General features: G+C 71.7%; 22 protein-coding genes and 1 pseudogene. 11 read left to right on the forward strand and 12 right to left on the reverse strand.

Annotated elements, in window-relative coordinates; genetic code table 11:
• Window positions 1–135 precede the first annotated feature (135 nt).
• Window positions 136–738 carry a cysteine hydrolase family protein gene (locus K1J60_RS01310; protein WP_220644503.1) on the forward strand — a complete coding sequence of 201 codons (603 nt, stop codon included), beginning with the start codon at window positions 136–138 and terminating at the stop codon, window positions 736–738.
• A gap of 10 nt (window positions 739–748) precedes the next feature.
• Window positions 749–1711 (forward strand): GlxA family transcriptional regulator, encoded by a 963-nt coding sequence (locus K1J60_RS01315; RefSeq protein ID WP_220644504.1) that lies wholly within the window; start codon window positions 749–751, stop codon window positions 1709–1711.
• A 51-nt stretch (window positions 1712–1762) separates the two neighbouring features.
• Here the strand turns inward: K1J60_RS01315 and K1J60_RS01320 are convergent, their stop codons facing one another.
• Both K1J60_RS01320 and K1J60_RS01325 read right to left on the reverse strand, forming a co-directional pair.
• Complete coding sequence (locus tag K1J60_RS01320) at window positions 1763–2599, reverse strand: endonuclease/exonuclease/phosphatase family protein (protein WP_220644505.1); 837 nt, start codon at window positions 2597–2599, stop codon at window positions 1763–1765.
• Between the two features lie 82 nt (window positions 2600–2681).
• On the reverse strand, window positions 2682–3143 hold the full coding sequence (locus K1J60_RS01325; protein ID WP_220644506.1) for a pyridoxamine 5'-phosphate oxidase family protein: 462 nt from the start codon (window positions 3141–3143) through the stop codon (window positions 2682–2684).
• A gap of 73 nt (window positions 3144–3216) precedes the next feature.
• On the opposite strand from K1J60_RS01325, the gene K1J60_RS01330 reads away from it, so the two are divergent.
• Window positions 3217–3651, forward strand: coding sequence for a VOC family protein (locus tag K1J60_RS01330; protein ID WP_220644507.1), 435 nt, complete (start codon window positions 3217–3219; stop codon window positions 3649–3651).
• Between the two features lie 49 nt (window positions 3652–3700).
• Here K1J60_RS01330 and sigJ read toward each other — a convergent pair whose 3' ends face one another.
• Window positions 3701–4645 carry an RNA polymerase sigma factor SigJ gene (gene sigJ / locus K1J60_RS01335; protein ID WP_220644508.1) on the reverse strand — a complete coding sequence of 315 codons (945 nt, stop codon included), beginning with the start codon at window positions 4643–4645 and terminating at the stop codon, window positions 3701–3703.
• Window positions 4646–4748: 103 nt separating this feature from the next.
• Here sigJ and K1J60_RS01340 point away from each other — a divergent pair, with 103 nt between their 5' ends.
• On the forward strand, window positions 4749–5123 hold the full coding sequence (locus K1J60_RS01340; RefSeq protein ID WP_220644509.1) for a hypothetical protein: 375 nt from the start codon (window positions 4749–4751) through the stop codon (window positions 5121–5123).
• 35 nt (window positions 5124–5158) lie between these two features.
• On the opposite strand, the gene K1J60_RS01345 is transcribed toward K1J60_RS01340, so the two are convergent.
• Window positions 5159–6301, reverse strand: coding sequence for a hypothetical protein (locus tag K1J60_RS01345; RefSeq protein WP_220644510.1), 1143 nt, complete (start codon window positions 6299–6301; stop codon window positions 5159–5161).
• A gap of 125 nt (window positions 6302–6426) precedes the next feature.
• On the opposite strand from K1J60_RS01345, the gene K1J60_RS01350 reads away from it, so the two are divergent.
• Complete coding sequence (locus K1J60_RS01350) at window positions 6427–7530, forward strand: SMI1/KNR4 family protein (RefSeq protein ID WP_259407501.1); 1104 nt, start codon at window positions 6427–6429, stop codon at window positions 7528–7530.
• Between the two features lie 62 nt (window positions 7531–7592).
• Window positions 7593–8759 carry a hypothetical protein gene (locus K1J60_RS01355; protein WP_220644511.1) on the forward strand — a complete coding sequence of 389 codons (1167 nt, stop codon included), beginning with the start codon at window positions 7593–7595 and terminating at the stop codon, window positions 8757–8759.
• Window positions 8760–8805: 46 nt separating this feature from the next.
• Here the strand turns inward: K1J60_RS01355 and K1J60_RS01360 are convergent, their stop codons facing one another.
• Together K1J60_RS01360 and K1J60_RS01365 are read right to left on the reverse strand one after the other, a co-directional pair.
• Window positions 8806–9777: an LLM class F420-dependent oxidoreductase gene (locus K1J60_RS01360; RefSeq protein ID WP_220644512.1), complete on the reverse strand. Its 972-nt coding sequence runs from the start codon at window positions 9775–9777 to the stop codon at window positions 8806–8808.
• Between the two features lie 75 nt (window positions 9778–9852).
• Window positions 9853–10734: an LLM class flavin-dependent oxidoreductase gene (locus tag K1J60_RS01365; RefSeq protein WP_220644513.1), complete on the reverse strand. Its 882-nt coding sequence runs from the start codon at window positions 10732–10734 to the stop codon at window positions 9853–9855.
• Between the two features lie 220 nt (window positions 10735–10954).
• Here K1J60_RS01365 and K1J60_RS01370 point away from each other — a divergent pair, with 220 nt between their 5' ends.
• Window positions 10955–11749 carry a methyltransferase domain-containing protein gene (locus K1J60_RS01370; RefSeq protein ID WP_220644514.1) on the forward strand — a complete coding sequence of 265 codons (795 nt, stop codon included), beginning with the start codon at window positions 10955–10957 and terminating at the stop codon, window positions 11747–11749.
• A gap of 5 nt (window positions 11750–11754) precedes the next feature.
• Here K1J60_RS01370 and K1J60_RS01375 read toward each other — a convergent pair whose 3' ends face one another.
• The gene (locus K1J60_RS01375; protein WP_220651212.1) at window positions 11755–12189 is read right to left on the reverse strand and encodes a cupin domain-containing protein; all 435 of its coding nucleotides are present in this window, start codon (window positions 12187–12189) and stop codon (window positions 11755–11757) included.
• 257 nt (window positions 12190–12446) lie between these two features.
• A complete protein-coding gene (locus K1J60_RS01380) occupies window positions 12447–13007 on the reverse strand; it encodes a snapalysin family zinc-dependent metalloprotease (RefSeq protein WP_220644515.1) in 561 nt (186 codons plus the stop codon).
• A 264-nt stretch (window positions 13008–13271) separates the two neighbouring features.
• Here K1J60_RS01380 and K1J60_RS01385 point away from each other — a divergent pair, with 264 nt between their 5' ends.
• Both K1J60_RS01385 and K1J60_RS01390 read left to right on the forward strand, forming a co-directional pair.
• Window positions 13272–13955 (forward strand): hypothetical protein, encoded by a 684-nt coding sequence (locus tag K1J60_RS01385; protein ID WP_259407502.1) that lies wholly within the window; start codon window positions 13272–13274, stop codon window positions 13953–13955.
• Between the two features lie 2 nt (window positions 13956–13957).
• Window positions 13958–15052, forward strand: coding sequence for a protein kinase family protein (locus K1J60_RS01390; protein WP_220644516.1), 1095 nt, complete (start codon window positions 13958–13960; stop codon window positions 15050–15052).
• On the opposite strand, the gene K1J60_RS01395 is transcribed toward K1J60_RS01390, so the two are convergent.
• The 3 genes and pseudogenes from K1J60_RS01395 to K1J60_RS01405 form a co-directional block, all read right to left on the reverse strand.
• A complete protein-coding gene (locus K1J60_RS01395; protein WP_220644517.1) occupies window positions 15039–17075 on the reverse strand; it encodes a DUF11 domain-containing protein in 2037 nt (678 codons plus the stop codon). The genes K1J60_RS01390 and K1J60_RS01395 overlap by 14 nt on opposite strands.
• 190 nt (window positions 17076–17265) lie before the next feature.
• A pseudogene (locus K1J60_RS01400) lies at window positions 17266–17712 on the reverse strand (GtrA family protein); the annotation flags it as partial.
• A 187-nt stretch (window positions 17713–17899) separates the two neighbouring features.
• Window positions 17900–18922: a sulfotransferase gene (locus K1J60_RS01405; RefSeq protein WP_220644518.1), complete on the reverse strand. Its 1023-nt coding sequence runs from the start codon at window positions 18920–18922 to the stop codon at window positions 17900–17902.
• Window positions 18923–19088: 166 nt separating this feature from the next.
• Between K1J60_RS01405 and K1J60_RS01410 the strand changes: the two genes are divergently transcribed.
• Entirely contained in the window at window positions 19089–19379 is a 291-nt protein-coding gene (locus tag K1J60_RS01410) for a hypothetical protein (protein WP_259407503.1), read from the forward strand.
• A 105-nt stretch (window positions 19380–19484) separates the two neighbouring features.
• Here K1J60_RS01410 and K1J60_RS01415 read toward each other — a convergent pair whose 3' ends face one another.
• A complete protein-coding gene (locus K1J60_RS01415) occupies window positions 19485–22703 on the reverse strand; it encodes a glycosyl hydrolase family 95 catalytic domain-containing protein (RefSeq protein WP_220644520.1) in 3219 nt (1072 codons plus the stop codon).
• A 222-nt stretch (window positions 22704–22925) separates the two neighbouring features.
• On the opposite strand from K1J60_RS01415, the gene K1J60_RS01420 reads away from it, so the two are divergent.
• On the forward strand, window positions 22926–23741 hold the full coding sequence (locus K1J60_RS01420; protein ID WP_220644521.1) for an SAM-dependent methyltransferase: 816 nt from the start codon (window positions 22926–22928) through the stop codon (window positions 23739–23741).
• The last annotated feature ends 133 nt before the right edge of the window (window positions 23742–23874 follow it).

A 23874-nucleotide genomic window follows, 5' to 3' on the forward strand; every position in this document is an offset into this window, starting at 1 on the left:
CATTGTCATATCTTCGGACCGCTTTCGATCATTCGCGCTCCGTGAGTGACCGCTCGGAGCGGCTGACCGGATCGGTCCGCTTGTGGACCCGATGCGGCCTGTCGCACCCGGGGCCGTACGGCCGAGGCTTGGGACATGACCCGAGCACTGATCGTCATCGATGTCCAGGAGTCCTTCCGCGCCGATCCGCTGTGGGAGGCGATCTCCGACCCGAAGATCGCCGACAAGGTGGACCGGCTGGTACGGCTGGCTCGCCAGGCCGGCGACCTGGTGGTGTGGGTGCTCCACGCCGAGCCCGGGAGCGGCGACGTCTTCGACCCGGCCCTCGGCCACGTCCGGCTGCAGGCGGGGCTGGAGCGCCGGGAGGACGAGGAGCCGTTGCTCCACAAGACCTCGCACAACGCCTTCACCACCACCGACCTGCAGCAGCTCCTCACCGAACGCGGCGTACGGGAACTCACCCTCTGCGGCATCCGTACCGAGCAGTGCGTGGAGACCACGGCCCGCCTCGCGAGCGACCTCGGCTATCTGGTCACGTTCGTCGTCGACGCGACCGCCACCCAGCCGATCCCGCACCGCGACGCCCCCGCGGGCCGGACCGTCGCCGAACTGCTCGCCGACCCCCGCACCCTGCCCGCCGACGAGGTCGTCCGCCGCACCGAGTACGCCCTCGCCGGCCGCTTCGCCACCATCGCGACGGTCGACGAGGTGGAGGCCGCGGCGGACCTTACGGCATGATGACCGGATCGTGAGCCGGATCGTCTTCTTCCTGGTGCCCGGGGTCCATCTGCTGGACCTGGCCGGCCCTGCGCAGGTCTTCTCCACCGCGGCCGACTTCGGGCACCCCTACACCCTCACCTACGTCGCCGAGCGGCCGGAGGTCCCCTCGGCCCAGGGACTGCCCCTGGTGGCCCGGACCGACTGGCCCGCGCTCGGGCCCGAGGACCTGGTCGTGGTGCCCGGCTGGCGGACCGGCACCCTGGCCGACTCACCCGCCGTCGCCGACGCCTCCCTGAAGGCGCTGGCCGACCACCACGCGAGGGGCGGGACGGTGGCCAGCGTCTGTGCCGGCGCGGAGGCGCTCGGGCGGGCCGGTCTGCTCAAGGGCCGCCGCTGCACCACCCACCACGACGTGCAGGACGAGCTGGCGTCGCGCCACCCCGGGGCGGTCGTCGTCCGCGACGTCCTGTTCACCGCCGACGACCGGGTGATCACCTCGGCCGGTATCGCCAGCGGCATCGATCTGGCCCTGCACCTCGTCGCAGGCCGTCACGGGCCCGCCGTCGCCGCGCGGGTCGCCCGGGACATGGTCGTCTACGCCCGCCGCAACGGCCACGAGCCGCAGTCCAGCGCGATGTTCCGGCACCGGTCCCATCTCGACGACACCGTGCACCGGGTCCAGGACCTCATCGACACCCGCTTCGACCAGCCGCTCCCGCTGACCGGCCTGGCCGCGGCCGTCGGCGTCAGCGAACGTACCCTCACCCGGCTCTTCGGCCGCGCCACCGGTCTCACCCCGCTGCGCTACCAGCAGACCCTCCGCCTGGAGCGCGCCGAGCACCTCATCAGTCACGGTGCCACGGTCGACGCCGCCGCCCGCTCGGTCGGCTTCGAGGACGCGCGCATGCTCCGCCGCCTGCGGGCCCGCCGGACGCCGGTCTCCTCGGTCTCTTCTGCCGCGAACGCACGGAGCCATTCCCCCTCGCGCTGACCACGCACTCGCGTCAGGGCGCTGTCGCGTGGACCGCGCCGGGGCGGCGCTTCAGCCGATGTCCAGATCGGTGTGCAGCACGTGGTGGTCCGAGGTCTCCGTGGGCCGCACCTGGTGCCGGAGCGCAGTGATGCCCCGCAGGAAGACGTAGTCGAACTTGCTCTGCCAGTCGGTGGTCACCTCGCAGTCGCCGGCGAGTGCGGGACGACACCGGGGGTCGGTGTCCGTGGCCACCTTCCACATCGGGGCGAGTTCGGGAGCGTCCGGCACCGCGTTGAAGTCGCCGACGACGATGGCACGGTCGTACCGGGCCACGACCGGGGCGAGTACGCCGATCTGCTCCGCCCGGACCTCCCCCTGCTGCCGTTGGGCGAGGTGCGTGTTGACGACCCGGACGGACCGGCCGCCCACCGTCGTGGTGACCGCCAGGTATCCGCGGTCCTCGGATCCGCCGTCGGGATACTCCACGTTGACGCGGTCCGTCATCGGCGCCGCCGAGAGGATGGCCTGGCCGTAGCCTCCCGGGCTCCACGGCACTCCCCCGCAGCGGTTCCAGTTCCGCAGCACGGTGCCGTACTCGACGTGGTAGACCAGCCCGTGCAGGCTCTCCAGGTACTCCCGGATCCGCTCGACATCACGCGCGCACGCCTCCTGCAACCCGATGACCTGGGGTGCGTAGGCGGCGATCTCCGCCGCCCGGTCGACGTTGCTCTCCTTGCAGGGGTTGCACATGTTCCAGGTCATGACCCGGTTCGGTACGACGTCCTTGACGGCGTCGACGGGCTGCGACCTGGCGAAGAGGCCGTCGGGCGCGCTGGGGCCGAGCACCACCACACAGGCCACGGTGACGGCGCCCGCGAGCAAGCGCGTTCCCTTTCCGAACACCATCGCCTCCCTGCGTGGTTCCACCCGGCAACGTACGTCTTCCGCACGAGGTTATGGGACGAGCCTGTGAGCGACGCGAGTGCCGCTACCGGCCCGAGATGTCGAGCGCTGTTCCGTAGAGGCGGTTCACCCGCAGTCGGACGACCACGCGGCGTTCGGCGACCAGTTGTTCCAGGAAAGCGCCTTCGTCCTCGGGCTCGGCGTCCTTCGGGATCAGCCCGAGAAGTTCCCGCCCGACGGCGTCACCGGGGACCGTGGTGGGCTCCGAGACCTCGGCCTCGCCCTCGGCGACGGCGAACGACCAGACGTCGCCGCCCTGCACGTGCAGCGTCGCGCGCGGGTTGTGCCGCAGATGCTTGACCTTGATCCGGTCGGCGGTCGTCGAGAAACGTACGACACGGGACTCGGGATCCCAGCTGTACAGCATGGTGGTCAGGTGGGGGTGGCCGTCGCGCTTGACAGTGGCGAGCGTGCCGAACTGGTGCGTGCCGAGGAGGCCGGAGAGGGCCTCGTCGGACAGCGGGCGCGGGGCCGGTCCTTGAGTCATGACGTGATCAACTTACCGGGGCACGCCGATATTTCATGCGTCGCGGCTCCAACGCCCTTGCTATGGTGCGCCGATGTCATCGATCAAGAAGGTCCAGGTCACCTTCGACTGTGCGGAACCCGAGCGGGTCGCTCGTTTCTGGTGCGAGGTGTTGGGATACGTCGTACCGCCGCCGCCGGAAGGGTTCACCTCCTGGGACGACTACGACCGTTCACTGCCGCCAGAGCGTCAGGGTGCGGGGTTCGCCTGCATGGATCCCTCCGGGGTCGGGCCTCGCATGTACTTCCAGCGTGTGCCCGAGGGCAAGGTCGTCAAGAACCGGGTGCATCTCGATGTGCGGGTGGGCACCGGGCTCGTGGGGGACGAGCGGGTCGCAGCGCTCGAGGCCGAGTGCGCACGACTGGTCGCGCTCGGCGCGGTGCGCGTGCGCCTGCTGCGTGCCGATGAGTACAACGAGTCGTGCCTGCTGATGCAGGACATCGAGGGCAACGAGTTCTGTCTCGACTGAGGCCGGGGAGCGCCCAGAAGGGCCTGGCACTCCCTGGCACGGACGGGCCCTAGTACTGCCTCGCCCAGGGGCGCAGTTTCTCCGGGTTCCGGATCGCCCAGATCCTGGTGACGCGTCCGTCGGCGACGTCGAACGCGGCCACGGTCATGACGATGCCGTCGCGCCGGGCCACCAGGCCCGGCACACCGTTGACCGACCGCTCCAGGAGTTCGAGCCCCGGAGCCCTGTCGGCGATGGCGATCATGTACTGGGCGATGTGCGCGCCTCCCTCGACGGGGCGTAGCACGGCGCCGACCATGCCGCCGCCGTCGGCGGTCATCACGGCGCCCGGGTCGAGGAGAGCGACGAGGGCGGCGATGTCCTTGCTCTCCCACGCCTGTTTGACGTGCCTGACGACCTCCGCGCGGTCGGCCGCCGTCACCGGAGCGGGTGCGGCGCCCACCCGTCTCCGGGCGGAGGCGGCCAGTTGCTTGCAGGCTCCGGGGCTCCGGCCGAGCACGTCGGCGATCTCGGCGAACGGATACCGGAAGACGTCGTGCAGCACGAACGCCACCCGCTCGGCCGGCGTCATCGACTCCAGGACGACGAGGAAGGCCATGGCCACCGACTCGTCGAGGACGATCTGGTCGGCCGGATCGGCGGGACGCGCGGGGCCGACGGGGTGGGCGGGGCCGCCGACGTGGACGACCTGGCCCGCGCCGTCCCACTCGGTACGGTCGGGCAGCGGCTCGGGCAGCCACGCGCCGACGTAGCGCTCGCGGCGGGCCCGCGCCGAGCCGAGCAGATCCAGACAGATCCGGCCGGTCACGGTCGTGAGCCAGGCACCGGGAGACTCGATCTCCTCCCGCCGGCCGCTCGGCAGCCCGTACCAGCGCGCGTAGGCATCCTGCACGGCGTCCTCGGCCTCCGTCGCCGAACCGAGCAACCGGTAGGCGACATTGACCAGTTGACGCCGTTCCCCGTCCACCGCCGTCGCGCCCGTCGTCCCGCCCATCGTCGCCCCCTCGCCCAACTCGCCTTACCTTCCGCCGGCCCACGTCGTCGGACTGGTGAGACCTTATCGATCCACCGCCCGAGGGCATGAAGGAGACCGCGACATGGCCACCCAGGTGACGGCTACGGCGAACGCACGGCGCACTTCCTCGTTCCTGCGGATCACGATCGCCCTGCAGACCCTGACGATCTTCCTTCAGGCGATCTCCGCAGGACTGCTGCTGGCCTCACCGTACGGGGAGACCCTGCACAGTGCGGGTGCGCGAGTGATGTACGGGGCCTCGATGCTGTATGTGCTCGCGGCGGTACTGGCCTGGAAGCCGGGCGGCGGCTCCCCCCGCCCCGTCTGGCACGCCACAGGCTTCCTCGCGCTCGCCTCGGCCCAGGTCGTGCTCGGCATCGCACACGTCCCGGCGGTCCATCTGCCCCTGGGAGTCCTGATGTTCGGCCTGAGCGTGCTGGCACTGGCCCGGCGCTGAGGTCCGGATGCCTCCCCCGATGTCCGCGGGACCGGCTAGAAGACACCGGCACGCATGTGCTCGACGAGGTCGGCCAGGATCTCGCGGAGCCACGGGCTGCGCGCCGCCGGCAGCCGGACCAGGGTGTGCCGGAAGACTCCCGAGTCGATGCGGAACGGGTGGAGGGGGCGTGGTTCCGGCAGGTCGTCGCGGAGGAGTTCGGCGTGCCTGCCGCCCGATGTGAGGACCGGCGGCGACGGCTCCGGGAAGGCCAACCACCGCCACACCCCGAACGGCAGCGGCACCGAGCGGTCCGCGGTGCCCCCCGGGGTGGGTGCGGCGGTGACTCCACCGGAGCCGCCGGTCCTGCCGCCCGGCGTCCACAGCTCGCCCGTCTGCGGGTGGACCGGCACGAGGAGGAGGTCCGCGTCGGTGCCAGAGGCGGGGCACCCCGGCCCCGCCAGGACGGCGCGCAGCGCCGGTGGGCCGGCGGGCAGCAGTGCGTCGAGGGCGCGGCGGAGCACTTCCGCGGTCGGACCGTCCGGGACGGCGACCGGTCGGCGCTCCGACGCCGCCAGCAGGTGGGCGAGTGCCCGGCCCGCCGCCGCCTCCCACTGCGGGCTCCACGACCACCAGTGGCTCGTCCCCGAGCGTGAGCCCCAGGTGGCGATCGGCTCGAACGGTGGCGTGGTCCGCGGCGTCTCCATCAGCTCGGACCAGGACAGCGGCGCGGGGTCGCCGACGAGGCGGTGGCGCACGGCGTTCGGGGCGAGCCACACGACCTGCCAGAGCGAACAGTCGTCGATCCTGCTCGCCACGGGCAGGCCGCATGCCTCGCAGGCCATGTTGGGGCCGTCGGCCCCGTCGAGACCGCAGCAGTAGCCGCCGGCCTTCTCCGGGATCAGCAGGGTGCCGCGGACGTCTCCGGGGGCGATGGCGACCGCGCCGGGCGGGCCGTCGGACAGGGCGGGGACCGGTGCGTGGATGCCGCGGGCCGTCGCCTCGTCCGGGTCGATCTCCTCCCACCTCCGCCATGGTGGGCCCGAGGGCTCCGGTTCCACGGCGAACGTGCCCGTCTCCATGAGCACCGGCAGCTGGATGCCGTTGCCGTACTTCTGATGCGCGTGGACCGGCAGGGCGACCCGGGACAGCGGGGAGGTCAGCCTGGCGCCGCACCCCGCACACTCGAAAACGAACAAATGTCCTCCGCTGGGAAATCAGGGGGCATCGTCGCAGTTCGGCGACCACCGACCAACGGGTTTTCCGTTCGGAGCGATGCCGCGGCACCGCCACCTCACGGAGCCCGGGCGCCCTACTGTGCGAGGTGGACACTCCTCGCCGTCCGACGATCAAGGAGAAGCAGGCCATGAAGGTCGAGATCCAGCCGGACGTACGCGACACCGCCGCCCGGCTCGGGGCAGGGGCCACCTACGCGTTGAAGGTCCTGGCCGGCCGACTGGTGGACGACCCCGACATGGGGCGCCCCTCCCAACTGCCCGGCATCCTGACGGTGACCGTCGACGGCACGACGTTCGAGGACTGTCCTGATCTCTCCGTCGGCTACATACGTGAGCCGGACCGCGTCGAGATCCGCTTCCTACGAGCGGTCCCCGCCGCCGAGCCCTCCCAGGCCCCTCAGGACCCGGGCGCTGAGCAGAGCCCGGACGAGAACCGTCCTGCCGACCCGGCTGTCGCCCCTGCTGCCGACCCCGCTGCCGTCGCGGTCACCGTACGGCAGGTCGCCGATGCCTGGCAGCGCATCACGCGCTGGCTCAGGCGCAACGCCCCCGACTCCTACGCCGCGCTCCGCGCTGGAGCCAGGCCCTCCGCCATCGCCGCCCTGGAAGACGCTCTCGGCGTTCGGATACCCGTCGAGCTGCACGTCCTGTGGCTGCTGACGGACGGTGACGAAGGGGTCGACGGCCGGGGCTGGGGATGTCTGCCGGGCGGCGCGACGCTGATGCCGCTGGATGCCGTTGCCGCCCGCCACCGGCTGAAGACGGACGCCCAGGCCCATCAGGAGACCCTCGACGCCGAACTCCCCGAGGACGACCGCGTCACCGTGTGGAAGGCGACCTGGATCCCGCTGATCTCGCACAGCGCCACCGACCGCACCTCGGGGCTGTATCTGGACACCGCGACCGGATACCTGGGCCGTTGGTCCCGCTACCACGAGCCTCCGGGCGACGAACTCGACACCCTGGTCACGTACTTGGAAGAGACCGCCGACATGCTGGAGGCCCCGGCGTTGGCGACCCGGGACGAGCCCGGCCTGATCGGCGGGGCGCTGGTCTGGGGCAGCAGCGTCAGCGCCCCGCTGCGAGGCCGGTGGCGGCCTCTGACGGACCGACCCCACCGAGCGGCGCGTATGTTCGGTGGAGCCGCAAACGCTCCAGACCTGGCGGGAGGTCGGCGGGACCCCGCGTGATCTGGGCAGGGGCGCGGCGGTGATACTGGTGGACGCACGTGCCCCTGCTTCCCGAAGGACTCATGCCGACCTCCCCCACAGCTCGTCCCGCGACTCCCCCGACGGTGTGGCCGGCCCGCGGCCGCCACATCGGACCCGGCGCGGAAGACGTACTCCGTCGCACTCTGCGGCAGCTCAAGGACAGTCAGATCGTCGACGACTTCCTCGAAGTGCCCGACACCGGGGGCGAGTCCCCGGAGCGGGTCTTCGAGGCCCGTTGGCGGGTCGGCGACGAGGTGACCGTCCGCGCCCGGCTCGCCCTCGCGCCCGACCTGGGCGGCGGGCGGGAGTGGACTCTGGTCGCGGAGGCTGAACAGCCGTGGGATCCGGCGTGGCCGTCCCCCGTCACCCGCTTCTGGCCGGAGTACGGCGACTGGGACCACGACGCCGCCACGGGCCTGTCGCTGAGCAGGATCAACGCCCTCCCCGAGGACGACAAGGACGTACGACGCGTGCTCCGGGACGCCGGGCGCGGGGCATGGTGCGTCCACGTCGTCGTCCACGAGGCGATGACCACGGGCGAGCGCGGGCAGCTGCCTGTGGCGCGATGGCTGTCGCCGAGTCTGCGCCACCGGGTGGTCGAGCACCGCGCCGCCCCGCACCAGGTACGGGTCGTGAACTGGGCGCTGCGCGAGTTCGACGCGGAGGTGCCGCGCGGCGGTGCCGTGGTGCTGCCCGGTGCCCCGGCCCCGACCGGCTACGACGCCGAGGACTTCACCGTACGCACCGTGTTCCTGGACGGTTCCGAGCCGGTCGACCTCGTGGCGGCGGTGACGCGGTTCGCCGCGCTGTCGCGTCCGCTGCCGGACGGGGCCGGTGAGGCCCTCACCGCGCTCCGGGAGGACTGGCACCTGCTCACTCTTGAGGAGGAACTCGCCCGGGAGCGGAAACGGGTGGCGATGTACGCCGAGGCGCTGGAGGCCATGACCGCGTCCCGGGACCTGTACCGGGAGGCGACCGAGCGCGCCCATGAGGCGCTCGCCGCCTACCGTGAGTCCGCCGAGGCCGCTCCCGCCGTTCAGCAGCCGTCGGGGAAGCCGACGGCGTCGCCGTTCCAACAGCTGGCGCGCACGCTGGAGCGCTTCACGGGTGGCGGCGCCAAGGCCTCGCGTCCCACCGGCACCGACCAGGGCGAGGAGCCCGCGGACGGCGGGTCGGCCGGCTCGGAGCGCCGGAGCGACGGGGCGTAGGCGCTGCCCGACCAGACCGGGCAGGGCGAGACCGGGCAGGCGGGCGTCAGGCGAAGGCCTCGCGCAGGGCGGGCAGCAGGGTCTTCTCCGACCAGTCGAGATAGGCGGGCTGGGACTCGCCGCCGATCTGGACCAGGGCGATCTCGGTGAACCCGGCCTCGGCGTACGGGCGTACGGCCTCGACGAAGGCCTCGGGGTCGTCGCCGCACGGGATGGACGCGGCGACGTCGTCGGGCGTGACGTACTGCGTGGCCGCCGCGAAGGAATCCGGGTGCGGGAGTTCCGAGTTGACCTTCCAGCCGCCGCCGAACCAGCGGAACTGGTCGTGCGCGCGCCGGATCGCCGTGTCGCGGTCGGGGTCGTAGCAGACCGGAAGCTGGCCCACGCGCGGCTTGCCCGTGCCGCCGTGACGGTCGAACGCCTGGAGCAGCCCGGCCTCGGGCTCCGTGGCGATGACCAGGTCGCCCAGCCTGCCCGCGAGGGAGCAGGACTGCTCGCCGGAGACGGCGATGCCGAGCGGCGGCGGGTCGTCCGGCAGGTCCCAGAGCCGGGCGGACTCCACGTCGTAGTGCGTGCCGTGGTGGTTCACATGGCCACCGTCGAGAAGCGCCCGGATGATCTCCACCGCTTCTTCGAGCATCTCGTGCCGTACGTCCACGGACGGCCAACCACCGCCCACCACGTGCTCGTTGAGGTTCTCCCCGGAGCCCAGCCCCAGCCGGAACCGTCCCTCGGAGAGCAACTGCATCGTCGCCGCCTTCTGTGCCACCACCGCCGGGTGGTAACGGAACGACGGGCAGGTCACGTAGGTCATCAGCGGGATGCGCGAGGTCGCCTGGGCGGCCGCGCCCAGCACACTCCACGCGTACGGTGAGTGACCCTGCGAGCGCAGCCACGGAAAGTAGTGGTCGGAGGTCACCGAGAAGTCGAACCCCGCGCCCTCCGCCCGAACCACGTGGTCGACGAGGTCACGGGGGCCGGCCTGCTCGGTCATCATCGTGTATCCGATTTGCACCATGAGCGGCGGGTCCCCGCCTGAGCGGATCAAAAACAGCCGGCTGGGGACCCGGAGACGGACTCGCCGAGCGAAGCCTCAGACCGCGGGTGCCCGCCAGGCTTCGAGCACGGCTTCCAACTGTCGCAGCGGGCCCTCGCCCACGAAGCGCAGGACGACGGTGTCGGCGCCGGCCCCCGCCAGTGCGCGAACCGCGTCGGCGGCCCGACCGGCGTCGCCGGAGACGGTGAAGACCTCCTCCTGGGGGCGGCCCAGCCAGGCGCCGTGGCCCTCGGTGTGGGGGCGGAGGGTGCGGGCGACCTCGCCGGGGTCGTCGCCGACGCACGCGAAGGCGAAGACCGTGAGGGTGTGGTCGGCGGTGGCACCCCCCTTGGCGGTCAGCTCGCGAATGTGCTCCAGGTCGCGCGGCCCGTGCCCCTCGGCGATCAGCGTGCCGTCGGCGACACGGCCGGACAGTTCGAGGGAGCGGGGGCGCACCACACCCGCGACGACCGGCGGGACCTCCGTCGGTGCGTGCACCAACTCGACTCCGTCCAGCCGCACTTCACGCCCCGTCAGTTCGACGCGCTCACCGCGCAGCAGCGCACGGACGGAGGTGATCGTCTCCTCCAGGAGCGCCAGCGGGGAGCGCGGTGCGACACCGACCTGGACCATCCACTCCCGTACGCCGTGCCCGATGCCGGCCACCAGTCGCCCGGGGAACACCCGTGCCAGTGTGGCCAGTTCCATCGCCAGCAGTGCCGGGCTGCGCAGCGGGGCCGGGGTGATGCCGATGCCCACCCGCAGGCGTTCTGTCGCGCCGAGGGCGACGGCCGCCGCCGAGACGCCGCCGTTCCAGCCGAGGTCCTCCACCACCCACAGGTCGTCCACCCCGAGTGCCTCGGCCCGCCGCGCGAACTCGGGAAGCCCTTCCGGGGCCCAGTCGCGGTCGTACATCACACCGATCCGTACGTTCGTCATACGGGCGAACCTATGTGGCGGACGACGAGCGGATCAACGGCGTATCCGGCCCCATGAACGACCACCGGACCAGGTTCGCTCCCCCGCCTCGCCCTTCCGGCGCCCCGCCCCGCCCGGCCTCTCGGCCGTCAACCGGCGAAACGCCGTGTGCGTCCTTCATGGTCCACGGAGGCGTCCCGGCGCACACAATGGGCCACCGACGAACCTGGGAGGAACCGCAGTGGCCGATTACTCACTGACCCTCGACGACTCGGAGATCGCGCGCTACCGGCTCATGGCCGACATCGCCGAGCGGCGTGAACGCGAGTTGTGGACGGCGGCCGGGGTGGCACCCGGGGCGCGGATCGCGGACGTGGGGTGCGGGCCGGGCGCGCTGTCCGTGCGGTTGGCGGACATCGTCGGGCCCGACGGTGCCGTCTGGGCGGTGGACCGTGACCCCGACGCGGTGGCCGTCGCCTCCGCGCTCGCCGAACGCTCGAACGTCGTCGTGCACACCGGCACCGGGTCCGCCGACGCCACCGGGCTGGCCGAGGGCACGTTCGACGTGGTGATGCTCCGTCATGTGCTGGCCCACAACGGTGGCCGGGAGCAGGCGATCGTGGACCATCTCGCCGAGCTGGCCAGGCCCGGCGGCGGCGTGGTGTACCTGGTCGACATCGACGCGACCGGCTTCCGGCTGCGGGGCGCGCCCGCCGCGTACGACGAGATGGACGAGCGCTACCGCGAACTGCACCGTCGCCGGGGCAACGATCTCGCCGTCGGGACCCGGCTGGACGAACTCCTCACCGCGGCCGGCCTCGATGTCATCGCCTACGAGGGCCACATCAACGTCATGACGCCCCCGCCCGGTATGCGCGGCCCCGCCTGGGCGGCCCGTGACGCCCTGCTCTCCGAGGGTCTCGTCACCGCGGACGACATCGCCCGGTGGGACGACGCGTTCACGGATGCCGGACAGGACCTGACGGGCCTGCGGTTCTTCGGCAACACCTATGTCGCCGTCGGCCGCCGCGCCTGACGGGGTCACTCGAAGGAGCAGCCCGGGTTCGGGGCGTCCTCGGAGAACGGGGAGCCGTGGGGCAGGACGTACAGGACGACCAGGACGAGGGGGGTGTCACCCAGGTTGCGGCCGATGTGGACGTAGTCGGGGCCGGCCGGTTCCTGGATGCGGTCGCCGGGGCGGTAGACGCCGTCGGTCTCACAGGTGGAGTCGTAGTGGCTGAGGGTGCCCTGCTTGACGAAGCCGTACAGCGGTCCGTCGTGGTAGTGCCAGCCGGTGGCCTGGCCGGGCGGGATCGTGACCTCCCGCAGGATGTAGTCGGTGCCGTTCGCGGTGGTCCGGCTGAGCACACGGCCCGTGACTCCCGGCCCCGCCGGGGTGGCATGCGCGGTGCCGCCCACCACGAGGGCGGCGGCCGTCACCATCCCGGCGACGGTGGTACGGAACGTGCGGCGCATGCGGACCTCCTGCAAGGCGGGTGAAGACATGGTCATCGCCGTGAACATAGGCCGCGGCAGGGGCGGTTGGGCCTGGATCCGGTGGATCCGCACACGTCCGGTCGAAAGTCGGCGCGTTCTCGTCGACGGGCTGGATCACGCGGGCTTCCGCCTCGCCGGAACGACCTCGCCGGAACGACCTCGCTGCCCGGCCGAGCGGACCCGGGCGATCGGGGCCCGGCCGAGCGGATGCCCCGGCCGGGCAGCGACCGTGTGCGTCAGTCCACGATCGTTTCGGGGAGCTTCGCCGGGGTCCGCCCGACGAGCAGGCCACCGAAGTTGCCCTCGACCTCCGCCTTCTCCGCCGCGTTCGGATACGGGTTCGTGCACGCGGTGCCGGCGGTGGAGCCCGACATCAGGCTGGAGCACGGTCCGGGCTTGCGGTCGGGCAGGCCCAGGATGTGACCGAGTTCGTGGGCGGAGATCCTGATCGTGTCGTAGCCCTGGTCGACGGCCTGGCGCCCGATGTAGACGGTTCCGTTGCCCAGGGTCGTGGGCAGGGCGCGCGGCCAGCCGTTGTCCGCGAGGACCCGGATGTTCGCGCGTTGACCGGCCGCCGCGGGCCGCAGCTCGACGGCGCCGACGCTCTCGTTCCAGATCGCCGCGCCCCGGTCGACGGCACTCCGGAACTCCGCGGACCCGGCCGCGTCGTAGGTGAGGACACGGGCGGCCAGGGCCGCGTCGGGAGCGGCGGCCGCGGCCTGGCCGCCGGTGAGGGACAGGGACAGGGACACCATCAGGGCCGCTGTCAGGCCGCCGGTCAGCGTACGGATGCGCATGATCGACCTCCTTGTGGGGGGAAGGTTAGTCGTGCTCATGACATTACCGGTTGGCTGCCCGGCCGGGGTGGAGACGAATCCGTCAATCTGCTTGCCCACGAGCGGAGTTGCCGCACGGCCCGGCAGGGTCGGCGGATCCGCCGGGCCGTGCACCGGGGTCGTCCACTCCGTGAGAGTCTGGCTCCGATCTTGGATCGGCGCGTCGTCGGCGCGTCGGCGCGGCTGAGTGGTTGCGCGTCAGCATGTCGACGGGTTCATAAGTCGATGAGTCGATCCACCGGTGTAGAGGCCGAAGGGCAGGACATGGACATCAACCGGCCGGGGCTGGGCGGGGATCTGCCGGCGGCGGAGGTGCTGTGGGCCCGGTGGGCTTTGGTCGCCGTGCTGGAGGCGACCACCGCGGACGAGGGAGCGGGTGTCCACCGCACGGGGACCTGGGTGGACGACGAGGGGCTCCATCTGGACGACTCCGGCTGCACGTGGTGGGGCTTCGAGCCGCGCGGTCCGGGGCGGTTCGTGCTGTTCGGCGAGGACGAGTCGAGCGGGGTCAAGTGGCACGAGCCACCGGTCGACATGCTCGTCGGCGCCCCCGACTGGCTCCCCCACGAGAAGCTCCAGGATCTGCTCTCGAGCGGTCAACTGGGCTGTGTCTACTGGTTCGAGAACGGCGGCTGGGCCCGCGCTCCCTACCCGGCGACCCTCCACGACGACGGACTCGACTGCGGTATGAGCCGCTTCGCCGACCGGAAGCAGGTGCTCAGGACGATCGCCGACGAGGACCACGGCGCCATGCCCACCCGTGACGCCGAGACGCTGCTGGAGCACGCCGAGGGCCACCGGCTGACGCCGGACCTGTTGATGTCGCTCGTCACCGAACCCGACTGGCGTGAGCTGGACCGGCCCGCCATGACCAGAGCCCTGCTGCGCGCGGGGCTGGACCGGACGTAGACATGTCGCGTGCCGCTCGTCTGGCCGCGCACCGCGCCGTTTCCGCGGCGCTGGCGCGGTACGGTGATCGCGAACTGCGCGAGCTGGTCGACGCCGCCACGCCGCTCGGCTCCGGCATCGGCGGGACGTCGGCACTGCTGGATGTCGCCGGAAGACCGGTCTTCGTCAAGCAGGTGCGCCTGACCGATCTGGAGCGACGCCCGGAGCACGCCCGCTCCACGGCGAATCTCTTCGGACTGCCGGTCCACTGTCAGTACGGCGTCGGCAGCGTCGGTGGACCGGGGTTCGGGGCCTGGCGGGAGCTGGCCGTGCACACCATGACGACGAACTGGGTGATCGCGGGAGACCACGACGGCTTTCCCCTGACGCACCACTGGCGCGTCCTCCCCGACGCCGGCCGGCCGCTCCCCGAGGAACTGGCGGACGTGGAACGTGCCGTGGCCTACTGGGGAGGCGGTCGAGGGGTACGCCGCCGGATCGAGGAACTGCGGCGGTCCTCGGCGAGCCTCACCCTGTTCCTGGAGTACGTCCCGCACAACCTGCACGACTGGTTGGGCGATCGGATAGGTGCCGGTGGTGAGGCCGCCGAGCGGGCCTGTGCCATGGTGGAGGAGGAGTTGGAAGCCGGCGTGTCGTTCATGAACGACCACGGCCTGCTGCACTTCGACGCGCACTTCCAGAACATCCTGACCGACGGCCGACGTCTCTACTTCGCCGACTACGGCCTCTCCCTCGCGTCGGGCTTCGAACTCACCCGGAACGAGGCGGAGTTCTACGACCGGCACCGCACCTACGACCGGTGCTACGCCGTCACCCACCTGGTGAACTGGCTGGCCGTCGCGCTGTACGGGTACTCCCCGGAGGAGCGTCGGGAGTTCGTGCGCGCCTGCGCCCGGGGAGTGCTTCCGGCGGACCTTCCCGAGACGATCGCGGCGATCCTGGTGCGGCACGCGCCGGTCGCCGCGGTGATGGGGGAGTTCTACCACCGCTTCCGCCACGAGAGCCGGGCGACCCCGTACCCGCTGGAGGCACTCCGCCGGGCCCGGCACGGCGACGCGCGGGGCCCGGGGTCCGACGGGTGGGTCAGGGGCAGCTGACGCGGGTGTCGCCCGCGTCCGTGGTGCACGTGTCCGTGTGGGGGCCGCCGTTGGCGGTGTCGTTGCCGGAGACGTTGTCGACCGTGTTGAGGTTGTCGGTTCCGTAGTTGCCGATCAGGTTGTCGGTGCCGGGACCCGCGTTGAGGGTGTCGTTGCCGTTGCCGCCGTCGACGCGGTCGTTGCCGTGGCCGCCGTGGACGGTGTCGTTGCCGGAGCCCGCGTTGACGGTGTCGTCGCCGCCGAGGGCGCAGATCACGTCGTTGCCGAAGGTGCCGGTGAGGGTGTCGTTGCCGCTGGTGCCGACGCGGGTGCAGCCACGGGTGTTGTTGACGGTGGTGGTCGCGGTGGCGGTGTTGTTCCCGGTGTTCGGATCGGTCTGGGTGGACCCGGCCGTGGCCCGGTCGGTGAGGGTGCCGGTGGTCCGGGGTTCGGCGGCGATCGTGACCGTGGTCGTGGCCCCGGGGGCGAGGGTGCCCAGGGAACAGTTCGCGCCGGTCGTGGTCGTGGCGCAGGTGCCCGAGGTGGTGGTCGCCGAGACGACCGAGGCGGGGACCCCGCTGAGCGTGTCGGACAGGGAGACGTCGGTCGCGGAGGTCGTGGTGCTGTTGTTGGTGACCCGCACGGTGTAGGTGGGTCGGTCACCGATGGCGGCCGTGGTGGGACCGGACTTCGTCACCGCCAGGTCCACGCCGGCAGGTGGCGGCGGGACGCTGCCGCCGCCCTCGAAGCGGGCCAGGGCGAAGTCCGTGTTCGGTCCGCCCCCGCCCGCGGCGACGATCCGGCCACCGGAGTGGAGCGCCACGGCGCGGGCGCTGTCGCTGCCGCCGAAGTCGGCGGTCGCGACGCCCCCGGTGCCGAAGCCGCTGTCCTGGCTGCCGTCGGGGTTGTGGCGCAGCACGGCGAAGTCGCCGTTCGTCCCGCCGGCGGTGACGATCCGTCCGTCCGGCTGGAGCAGCATGTCGTCGGCGAAGGCGCCGGGCGTGACGACCCGCCCGTCCCCGTCGAAGCTCGTGTCCAGCGTGCCGTTGGTGGTGTACCGGGCCAGGGCGACCCGGGCGTCGCTGGAGCCGCCGGCGACGATCCTGCCGTCGGGCTGGATCGCCAGTGACCGCACGCCGTCGTAGCCGCCGAAGTCGGTGCGGACGACGCCGGCGGCGCCGAAGCCGTTGTCCACGGTGCCGTCGGTGTTGAGGCGCATCAGCAGGAAGTCGAAGCTGGTCGATCCCACCTCGCCTCCCACGACGATCTTCCCGTCGGACTGGAGTGCCAGGCTGCGGGCGTCGCCGCCCGCCTCCTGCGTGTTCGGCGTCGGGTCGACGGTCACCACTCCGTCGCCGCCGAACGAGGTGTCGGGGGCGCCCTGGTCGTCGAAGCGGGCCAGGGCCACAAGGCCCCCGCTGTAGCCGGCCGCCACGATCCTGTCCTCCGCGTCGATCGCCACGTCGAGGGCCTCGGTCGGGCCGCCGATGTCGGCGAAGACCCTGCCGTCGCCGCTGAAGGTGTCGTCCAGGGTGCCGTCGGCGTTGTAGCGGGCCACCACGAACCAGCAGCAGTCCTCGTACTCCCGCCAGCTCATGCCCACCACGACGATCTTGCCGTCGGGCTGCAGCGTGACGGCGTCGGCCTCGCTCCACTGGAGGCTGGGGCCCATGGTGTTGATCGGGGTCGTGACCCTGCCGTCGCCGTCGAAGTCCGTGTCCGGGGTGCCGTCGGGGTTGTGGCGGGCCAGGGCGAAGTGGCTCTCCGTCACGGAGTAGTCGGCGGAGGCGCCGACGGACACGATCTTTCCGTCGGGCTGCACCGCCACGTCGTTGGCGTGATCGTCGTCGGCGAAGTTGGTGAGCACCCTCCCGTCGCCGCCGAAGGTGGGATCCAGATCGCCCGGCACCGCCGCGGCGGTGCCGGGGAAGGACAGGAGGAGTGCCAGGACCGCGGCGGCGACGGTGCCGGCCCGGGCCGGGAAGGACCGGCGGGAGCGTTCACCGTGCCGCCGCCACGCTGGTCGCGCATGAGGTGTGAGCATGTGCGACAGCCTTCCGCTCTTCGCACACGCGGACGGACGCCGGGTGCGGCATTGCACCCGCCCGGCTGCAGCGATTCCATCCGGCCGGGTGAGCGCGGCGCGATGCGGGGTCACCGAGCCGGGGCGCGGCACCCGCCCTTCGCTCCGGAACCGAGGGGATGGCGGACGCCGGCTTGGGGACGGCCGACTCCGTCCGTCGAGGTCGCGCACGGTGGCGGGCGAAGACGACGAGGCGCAGTACCGCGAACCGTGCGACGCCGGTGAGGGCGGACGCCGACAGGTAGACGGCCTGTTCGAGCACAGCTCCGGGTGCCGCCACCAGCAGATGCAGGACGGACATCGCCCCACAGGTCACCGCGTACGCGGCCGCCGCGGAGCCGGCCGACTGCGTGTGCTGACGCCAGGTCGCGCGCCCGCCCGCGCCGAAGGTGAAGCGGGCGTGCAGCTCGGTGGCGAGCAGCGTCGAGGCGACCGTGATCAGGGCGTTGGCCAGGACCCAGGGGATCCGGGAGGCGAGGGCCGCCACGGCGAAGCTGGAGGCGAGCCCCACTCCCCCGCCGCAGAGCACGAAGCGGGCGAAGGCGGTGCCGGCACCGGCGCCGGGTGCCCCTCGCCGTCGGCTGTGTGCTGCCCCCATGACCTTGCCCCCTTGAACGCCCACCGTTTCCTGATACGGAAACGCTACGTTGCGTTCATGATTTAGGCAAAGTAATAATTGCACACCATCCAAATAAGGCCGGTTGGAAGGCAGTATTTTGTTGCAATGACCCTGCCTTCAATGCAACGAACCTGGCTCGTTTCGTTGCAACTGGCGAACGTGAACGCTATGACTCCAGGGCGCGGGCCCCCGGGGCGCAGGCGTCACGCAGGGTTTCGCGCGCGGCGGCGGGCAGGGTGGCGGCGGAGCCTCGACGGCCGTGGTCGAGCAGGGCGGATCCGGCGTGCAGCCACTGCGGGTCGGGGGCCACGCCGATGAACCGGGCCAGGCGGGTCAGCTCTTCGGCGGGGTGGTCCAGGAGGTTCTCGTAGGAGAGGGTGGCGCGGCGGTCCTCGGGAAGCCGGCGGAGGAACTCCGTTCCCTCGGTGACGAGTTCGGACCACAGGGCGCCGAAGGTCCGCAGAGGCATGTGCCGGTCGCGTACGAGGGAGGGGTCGAAGCGGTCGTCGAGCAGGGGTGCCAGGTCCGGGGGCAGGGCGCGGACGTGCTCGGGGGTCAGGTCGGCGAAGCTGTCGACCCCGGAGCGGGTCCTGATCTCACGGAGCAGGGAGATCGTGCGGTACCCGGGGTGGCGGCTCATGGACAGGGCGCAGTCCGGGCCGTCGCGGAACATGTGCACGAACCTGGCCTCCGGGAAGGCCTCCCGCAGTCCCGGGGCCCAGCCGGTCGAGTAGCCGGAGCGCTCCACGACGGCGGTGCGTCCGAAACGGGCGCAGAGCAGACCGAACAGGGCCCGGTGGTGATCGGCGGCGGAACGCTCCGGCCACCGGACCACGGCCGCGCCGAGTTCGTCGAGGAGTGCGTCCGGGTCGTCGGTGAGGTGGGGCAGCACCATCAGGGAGAGGGCGGGGATGTCCGACGTGCGTGCCGAGTACCTGCCGGGGCATCGGGTGTGGAGGAACTCCGGCAGCGGCAGCCCGCTGCGGATCATCCGCTCGAAATGCGGCGCGGGCCGGGAGAGCGCCTGCCAGAACTCCTCACCGCCCACCTGTCCGGCGGGGAAGGACGCGTCGCCCACCGAGGCCATGTACTCGTTCAGACTCAGTACGTCCGGGTGGGCGTTGAGGATGCGGGAGAGCGCCGTCGAGCCGCTGCGCCCGGTGCCGAAGACGAAGGTCAGAGAACGCATGATCCCCTTTCAGGGTGGAGGCAGGTCCCCGCGGGTGGACCGCCGGTTCAGAGGTGACCGGGGAAGGGTCGCATGTCCAGGACCGAAGCCGACCGGATCGAACGCCGCTTCGAGCAAGGCGAGTTGACCGTTCCGTGGGCGCGTTCCCACCCTTATGATCTTGGGCATGACTGTGCAGAACGTTGACAAGACCCTCTCCCGTAAACAGCGGCTTCAGGAGAAGCAGCGCCGCCAGCTGTCGGTCGTCGACACCGTGGACAAGGCGGAGGGCAAGGTCCGCAAGGCCGAGGCGGAACTCGCCGTGGCCGTCACCGAGGCGGTGCAGGTGTTCGGGGACGAGCAGTCCGCGTCCGAGGCGCTCGACATGTCGGTCGAGGCGATCCGGCGTTTTCTGCACATGGCGCGGAACGAGGCGGCCGATGCCGACACCCCTGCCGAAGCCGCCGCCAAGTCCTGAGCCCCAGGCTCTGAGCCCGGGGCGCGGTGATCGGCGGCGGCTACGGCGAGCGGCCGTGGACAGGCCCGGCTACGGCGAGCCGCACCGCGTCGGCCGCGGAAGCCGTCAGGGCCTGCGCGGTCTCACCTTGATGTCGGAGCCGTTCACCCGGACGGTGACCTTGCCCCGGTTCGGCGCCCGGTCGGCCACGATCTCGTAGGACGTGACCTTTCCGTCGCGCCACTCGCAGTTGACCGCGTAGCCGCCACGGGCGCGCAGGCCGGTGAAGGAGCCTTTGGGCTTCCACGCCTCCGGCAGGGCGGGCAGCAGGTGGATGCCTCCGTCGTGGCTCTGCAGGAGCATCTCCGCGACGGCTCCCGAGATGCCGAAGTTGCCGTCCATCTGGAAGGGCGGATGGTTGCAGAACAGATTGGGCAGCGTGTTGTAGGTCAGCAGGCCGCGCAGCATGATCCGGGCACGGTGCCCGTCACCGAGGCGGGCGAAGAGAGCCGCGCGCCACGGCCAGGTCCATGAGCGGCGGCTGTCGCCGGACACCGTCGCGGCCGTGAACGGGACCCCTTCCTTCTCGCCGCAGCGCGCCTTGAGGGAGACGAGCGCGGCGGCCGCGAAGTCGGGCGTCTTCGGGGTGATCTGGCGCCCCGGGTACACCGCGAACAGGTGCGAGGTGTGGCGGTGGATGTCGGTGGGGCTGTCGATGTCCTCCTGCCACTCCTGCAACTGCCCCCACCTGCCGACCTTGTTCGGCGCCAGGCGGGCCTGCATGTCCGCGACCTTGTCCCGGTAGTCGGGGTCCGCGTCGAGGACCGCCTCGCAGTCGAGGTAGTTCTGGAACAGGTCCCAGATGATCTGCTGGTCGTACATGACGCCGTCCTCGCGCGGCCCGTGCTCCGGGGACCAGCCGTTCGGCGCGACGAGGAGTCCGTCCTCGCGCTCCTTGAGGTGGTCCTCCCAGAACTCGCAGATCTCCTTGATCATCGGGTGGGCGAGGTCGCGCAGATAGGCCAGGTCCTGGGTGAACGCCCAGTGTTCGTAGAGGTGTTGGGCGTACCAGGCGCTCGCGACGGTGTTCCACTCCCACGCGTTGCCGCCGAATGCGCTCTGGCTGGTGCGGGCGGTCCAGCCGCGGGTGTCCGTACCGAAGGCGTTGCGGGTGGCCACCCGGCTGGGCACCGCCACCTGCTGGATGAACCCGACGAGTGCCTCGTGGCACTCCGGCAGGTTCGTCGTCTCCGCTCCCCAGTAGTTCATCTGGACATTGATGTTGGTGTGGTAGTCGGCGGCCCACGCCGGCTGGTTGCTGTCGTTCCACAGACCCTGGAGGTTGGCGGGCAGGCCCTTCGGGCGGGAGGAACTGATCAGCAGATAGCGGCCGTAGTCGAACATCGTCTGTTCGAGTGTCGGGTCCTCGCCGCCCGCCGCGTAGCGCGCCAGCCGGGCGTCGGTCGGCAGGGCGACCACGGCCTCCTCGGAGGTGCCCCAGTCGACCGAGACGCGTTTCATGAGGGCGCGCGTGTCGCTGGTGTGCCGCTTGCGCAGTGCGGCGTAGGAGAGGGCGGCGGCGTTGTCGAGCGCGCGGTCCACGGCCGGCTGCGGATCGGTTCCGCGCCACCCGGCGGCGGCGTCGAGCCGGTGGTCGGTGCGGGCGTCCAGGAGCAGGGTCAGTGTCGTGCATCCGCTGAACCGGAGCACCGACCCGTCCGCGCGGAAGTCTCCGTCGGTGTGCACGGCCCGGACGGTGCACGCGTGCTTGAGGCCGTTGCCCATGACACCGCTGAAGGCGATCCGGCGGGCATCGGCGTCCACGGTCGTCGGGGCCTGGTCCTGACCGGAGGTCAGCGAGATGGCTCCGGAGAGTCCCTCGGCCGCCTCCGTCGTGTACCGGAAGACCATGACGTCGGCGGCGCGGCCGGCGAAGGCCTCCCGGACGACGCGCTGTCCCGGTGCGCCGAAGCGGGTGACGTGGACGCCGTCGACGAGGTCGAGGGTGCGTCGGTAGTCGACGACCATGGGCCGGGTGCGGGTGTCGAAGTCCTCACCCGCCAGGGCGATCTCGGCGATCCCGCAGCCGTCGGCGGTGGCGTCGGGGGTCAGGGTGAGCCGGTAGACGCGGTAGGCGGTGCTGTTGGTGAACCGGAAGGTCCGGGTCTCGCCCCGTTCGGCGAACGGCGTGCCGGGCCGCCGCGTGTCGAGGGTGACCCAGGTGCTCCCGTCCTTCGACGCCTCCAGCGTCCATTGCCGGGGGTCCTCCCGCGGGCGGTCCGGGGCCGCGGTCAGGGTGTACGAGGTGACGGCGACCGCGCGGGGCAGGTCGGCCTGCCAGACGAGCGTGGGAGAGGTGTCCGCGACCCGCCAGACCGTGGCCGCGTCGCCGTCCACGGAACGTGAGATGTCCGTGGACCGCGCACCGGAGCCGGGACCGCCCCCTTGCGAGCCTCCCTCGCGGTGCCCGCTCGGCGAGGACAGGTACACCGCCTCGGACGCGCCGAGGTCGACGCCGGTCAGGCCGATCTCGCCGACCTGGAAGTGGCTGACGCCGGCCTTGGGGACGAAGTCGAACCGGTAGAAGCGGTAGGCCGCCGGGTCCGCGCAGGTGAACCGCTTCGTCTGGAAGCGGCTCTCGAAGGGCGCCGCGAGCGTGCGGCTGTCCAGCACGGTCCAGGCGGCGCCGTCGGCCGAACCGGAGAACGTCCACTCCTGCGGGTCGCGCCGCGGCACGTCGTCGGCGCTCGTCAGCCGGTACGAGGCGACCTCCACGGGAGCGGGGAGTTCGACCTGCCACCGCACCGTCGCGCCGGGCCCCTCGACGCACCACTTGGTGCCCGTCTCGCCGTCGTACGACTTGTCGACGCCCTCCGACGGGGAGCTGCTGTACGGTCCCCCCGGCGCCGTGACCCTGGCCCGCGGCGCGGCGGCGAAGGTGATGACGAGGTCACCGAAGTCCCGGTACGAGCCGAAGCCGTGCATGCCGGTGTCGAAGTCGCTGTCCGGCTTGCCGGCGAGGGCGTTGTCGTAGTCGTTCACCCCGCCCCACAGGCTCTGTTCGTTGAACTGGACGCGCTCCTCGTGGGGATCGGCGAAGAGCATGGCGCCGAGCCGGCCGTTACCGATCGGCAGGGCCTGCGACTCCCAGTTCCTGGCGGGGACGGTGTAGCACAGGGCGTCGCGCGACAGGGTGGGCCGACGGAGAGCCTCCGGGGCGCGGGTCCCGGCGGCGGGCTGTGCCGAGGCGGTGGTGCCCGTCAGCCCGGTGGCCAGAGGTGCGAAGGCGAGGGCACCGCCGAACTTGAGGAGGCTTCGTCTCTGCGGTTCGGATGCATCGATCACTATGAGATCTCCAGGCCCAGTCATCGGCTCTTTCACGGCAGTTGTGGCACCACATCGACCTCGGTCGGGGGCACGATCATCGTTGCCGGAGAATACATCGGATGTCTAGGGGTGTGCGCGAACACCAGCGGAAGGGCAGCGGCACAATGACGCCATGTCACGCCACCCGGGCCCCAACCGCCCACCGTCATCTGACCCTTGGGCGTGCCAGGAGAGGACCACGTGAGCGCGAACGAGGCCACCGACACCGCACGCGAGCGCCCTGACACCACCACGGCGCACAACGCCCGCGTCTGGAACCACTGGCAGGGCGGCACGGACAACTACGAGGTCGACCGGCAGGTCGGCGACCACGTCGCCGGCTTGATCCCCGTCATCCGCGACATCGCCTCCGCCGACCGGCGCTTCCTCGTCCGCGCGGTGCGCCATCTGGCCGAGGAGCGGGGGACACGCCAGTTCCTGGACATCGGCACCGGGCTGCCCGCGCTGGAGAACACCCACGAGATCGCCCAGCGCGTCGCCCCCTCGTCGAGGATCGTGTATGTCGACAACGACCCGGTCGTGCTCGCGTACGCCCGCACCCGGCTGACCAGCACCGAGGAGGGTGCCGCGGCCTACATCGACGCCGACGCGCACGACCCGGACACGATCCTGCGCATCGCCGGAGAGACACTCGACTTCGGCGAGCCCGTCGCGCTGATGCTCCTCGGCATCCTCAACTTCGTCCTCGACGACGCCGAGGCCCGCGCCATCGCCCACCGGCTCCTCGAACCACTCGCCCCCGGCAGCTTCCTCGTGCTGACGCACCCCACCACCGAGCCCGAACTCGGCGGCGACCGCCAGCTGGAGGCGATGGAATTCTGGAACGCTCACGCCAAGCCACCGGTCACCGCGCGCAGCGGCGCGGAGATCGCCCGCTACTTCGACGGTCTCACCCTGCTGGAGCCGGGCCTCGTCCCGTGTTCGCTGTGGCGTCCCGACCCCGGCGACGAGCCCACGGTCGTACCGCAGTTGGGGGCGGTGGCGCGGAAGCCCTGAAACACGGCCGCCACCTGGCGTCAGGGCCGGGCGAGTGGGGGTACGAGAGTTCGGCGTTGCCTCGGTCGACGCAGTGGAGACGAGGACGACGGCGGCACGGGCGTCCCGTTCGGGCCGGAGAGGCTCGGACAGC

Origin of the sequence: Streptomyces akebiae (assembly GCF_019599145.1) — a bacterium.
In the GTDB taxonomy this organism is placed as follows: domain Bacteria; phylum Actinomycetota; class Actinomycetes; order Streptomycetales; family Streptomycetaceae; genus Streptomyces; species Streptomyces akebiae.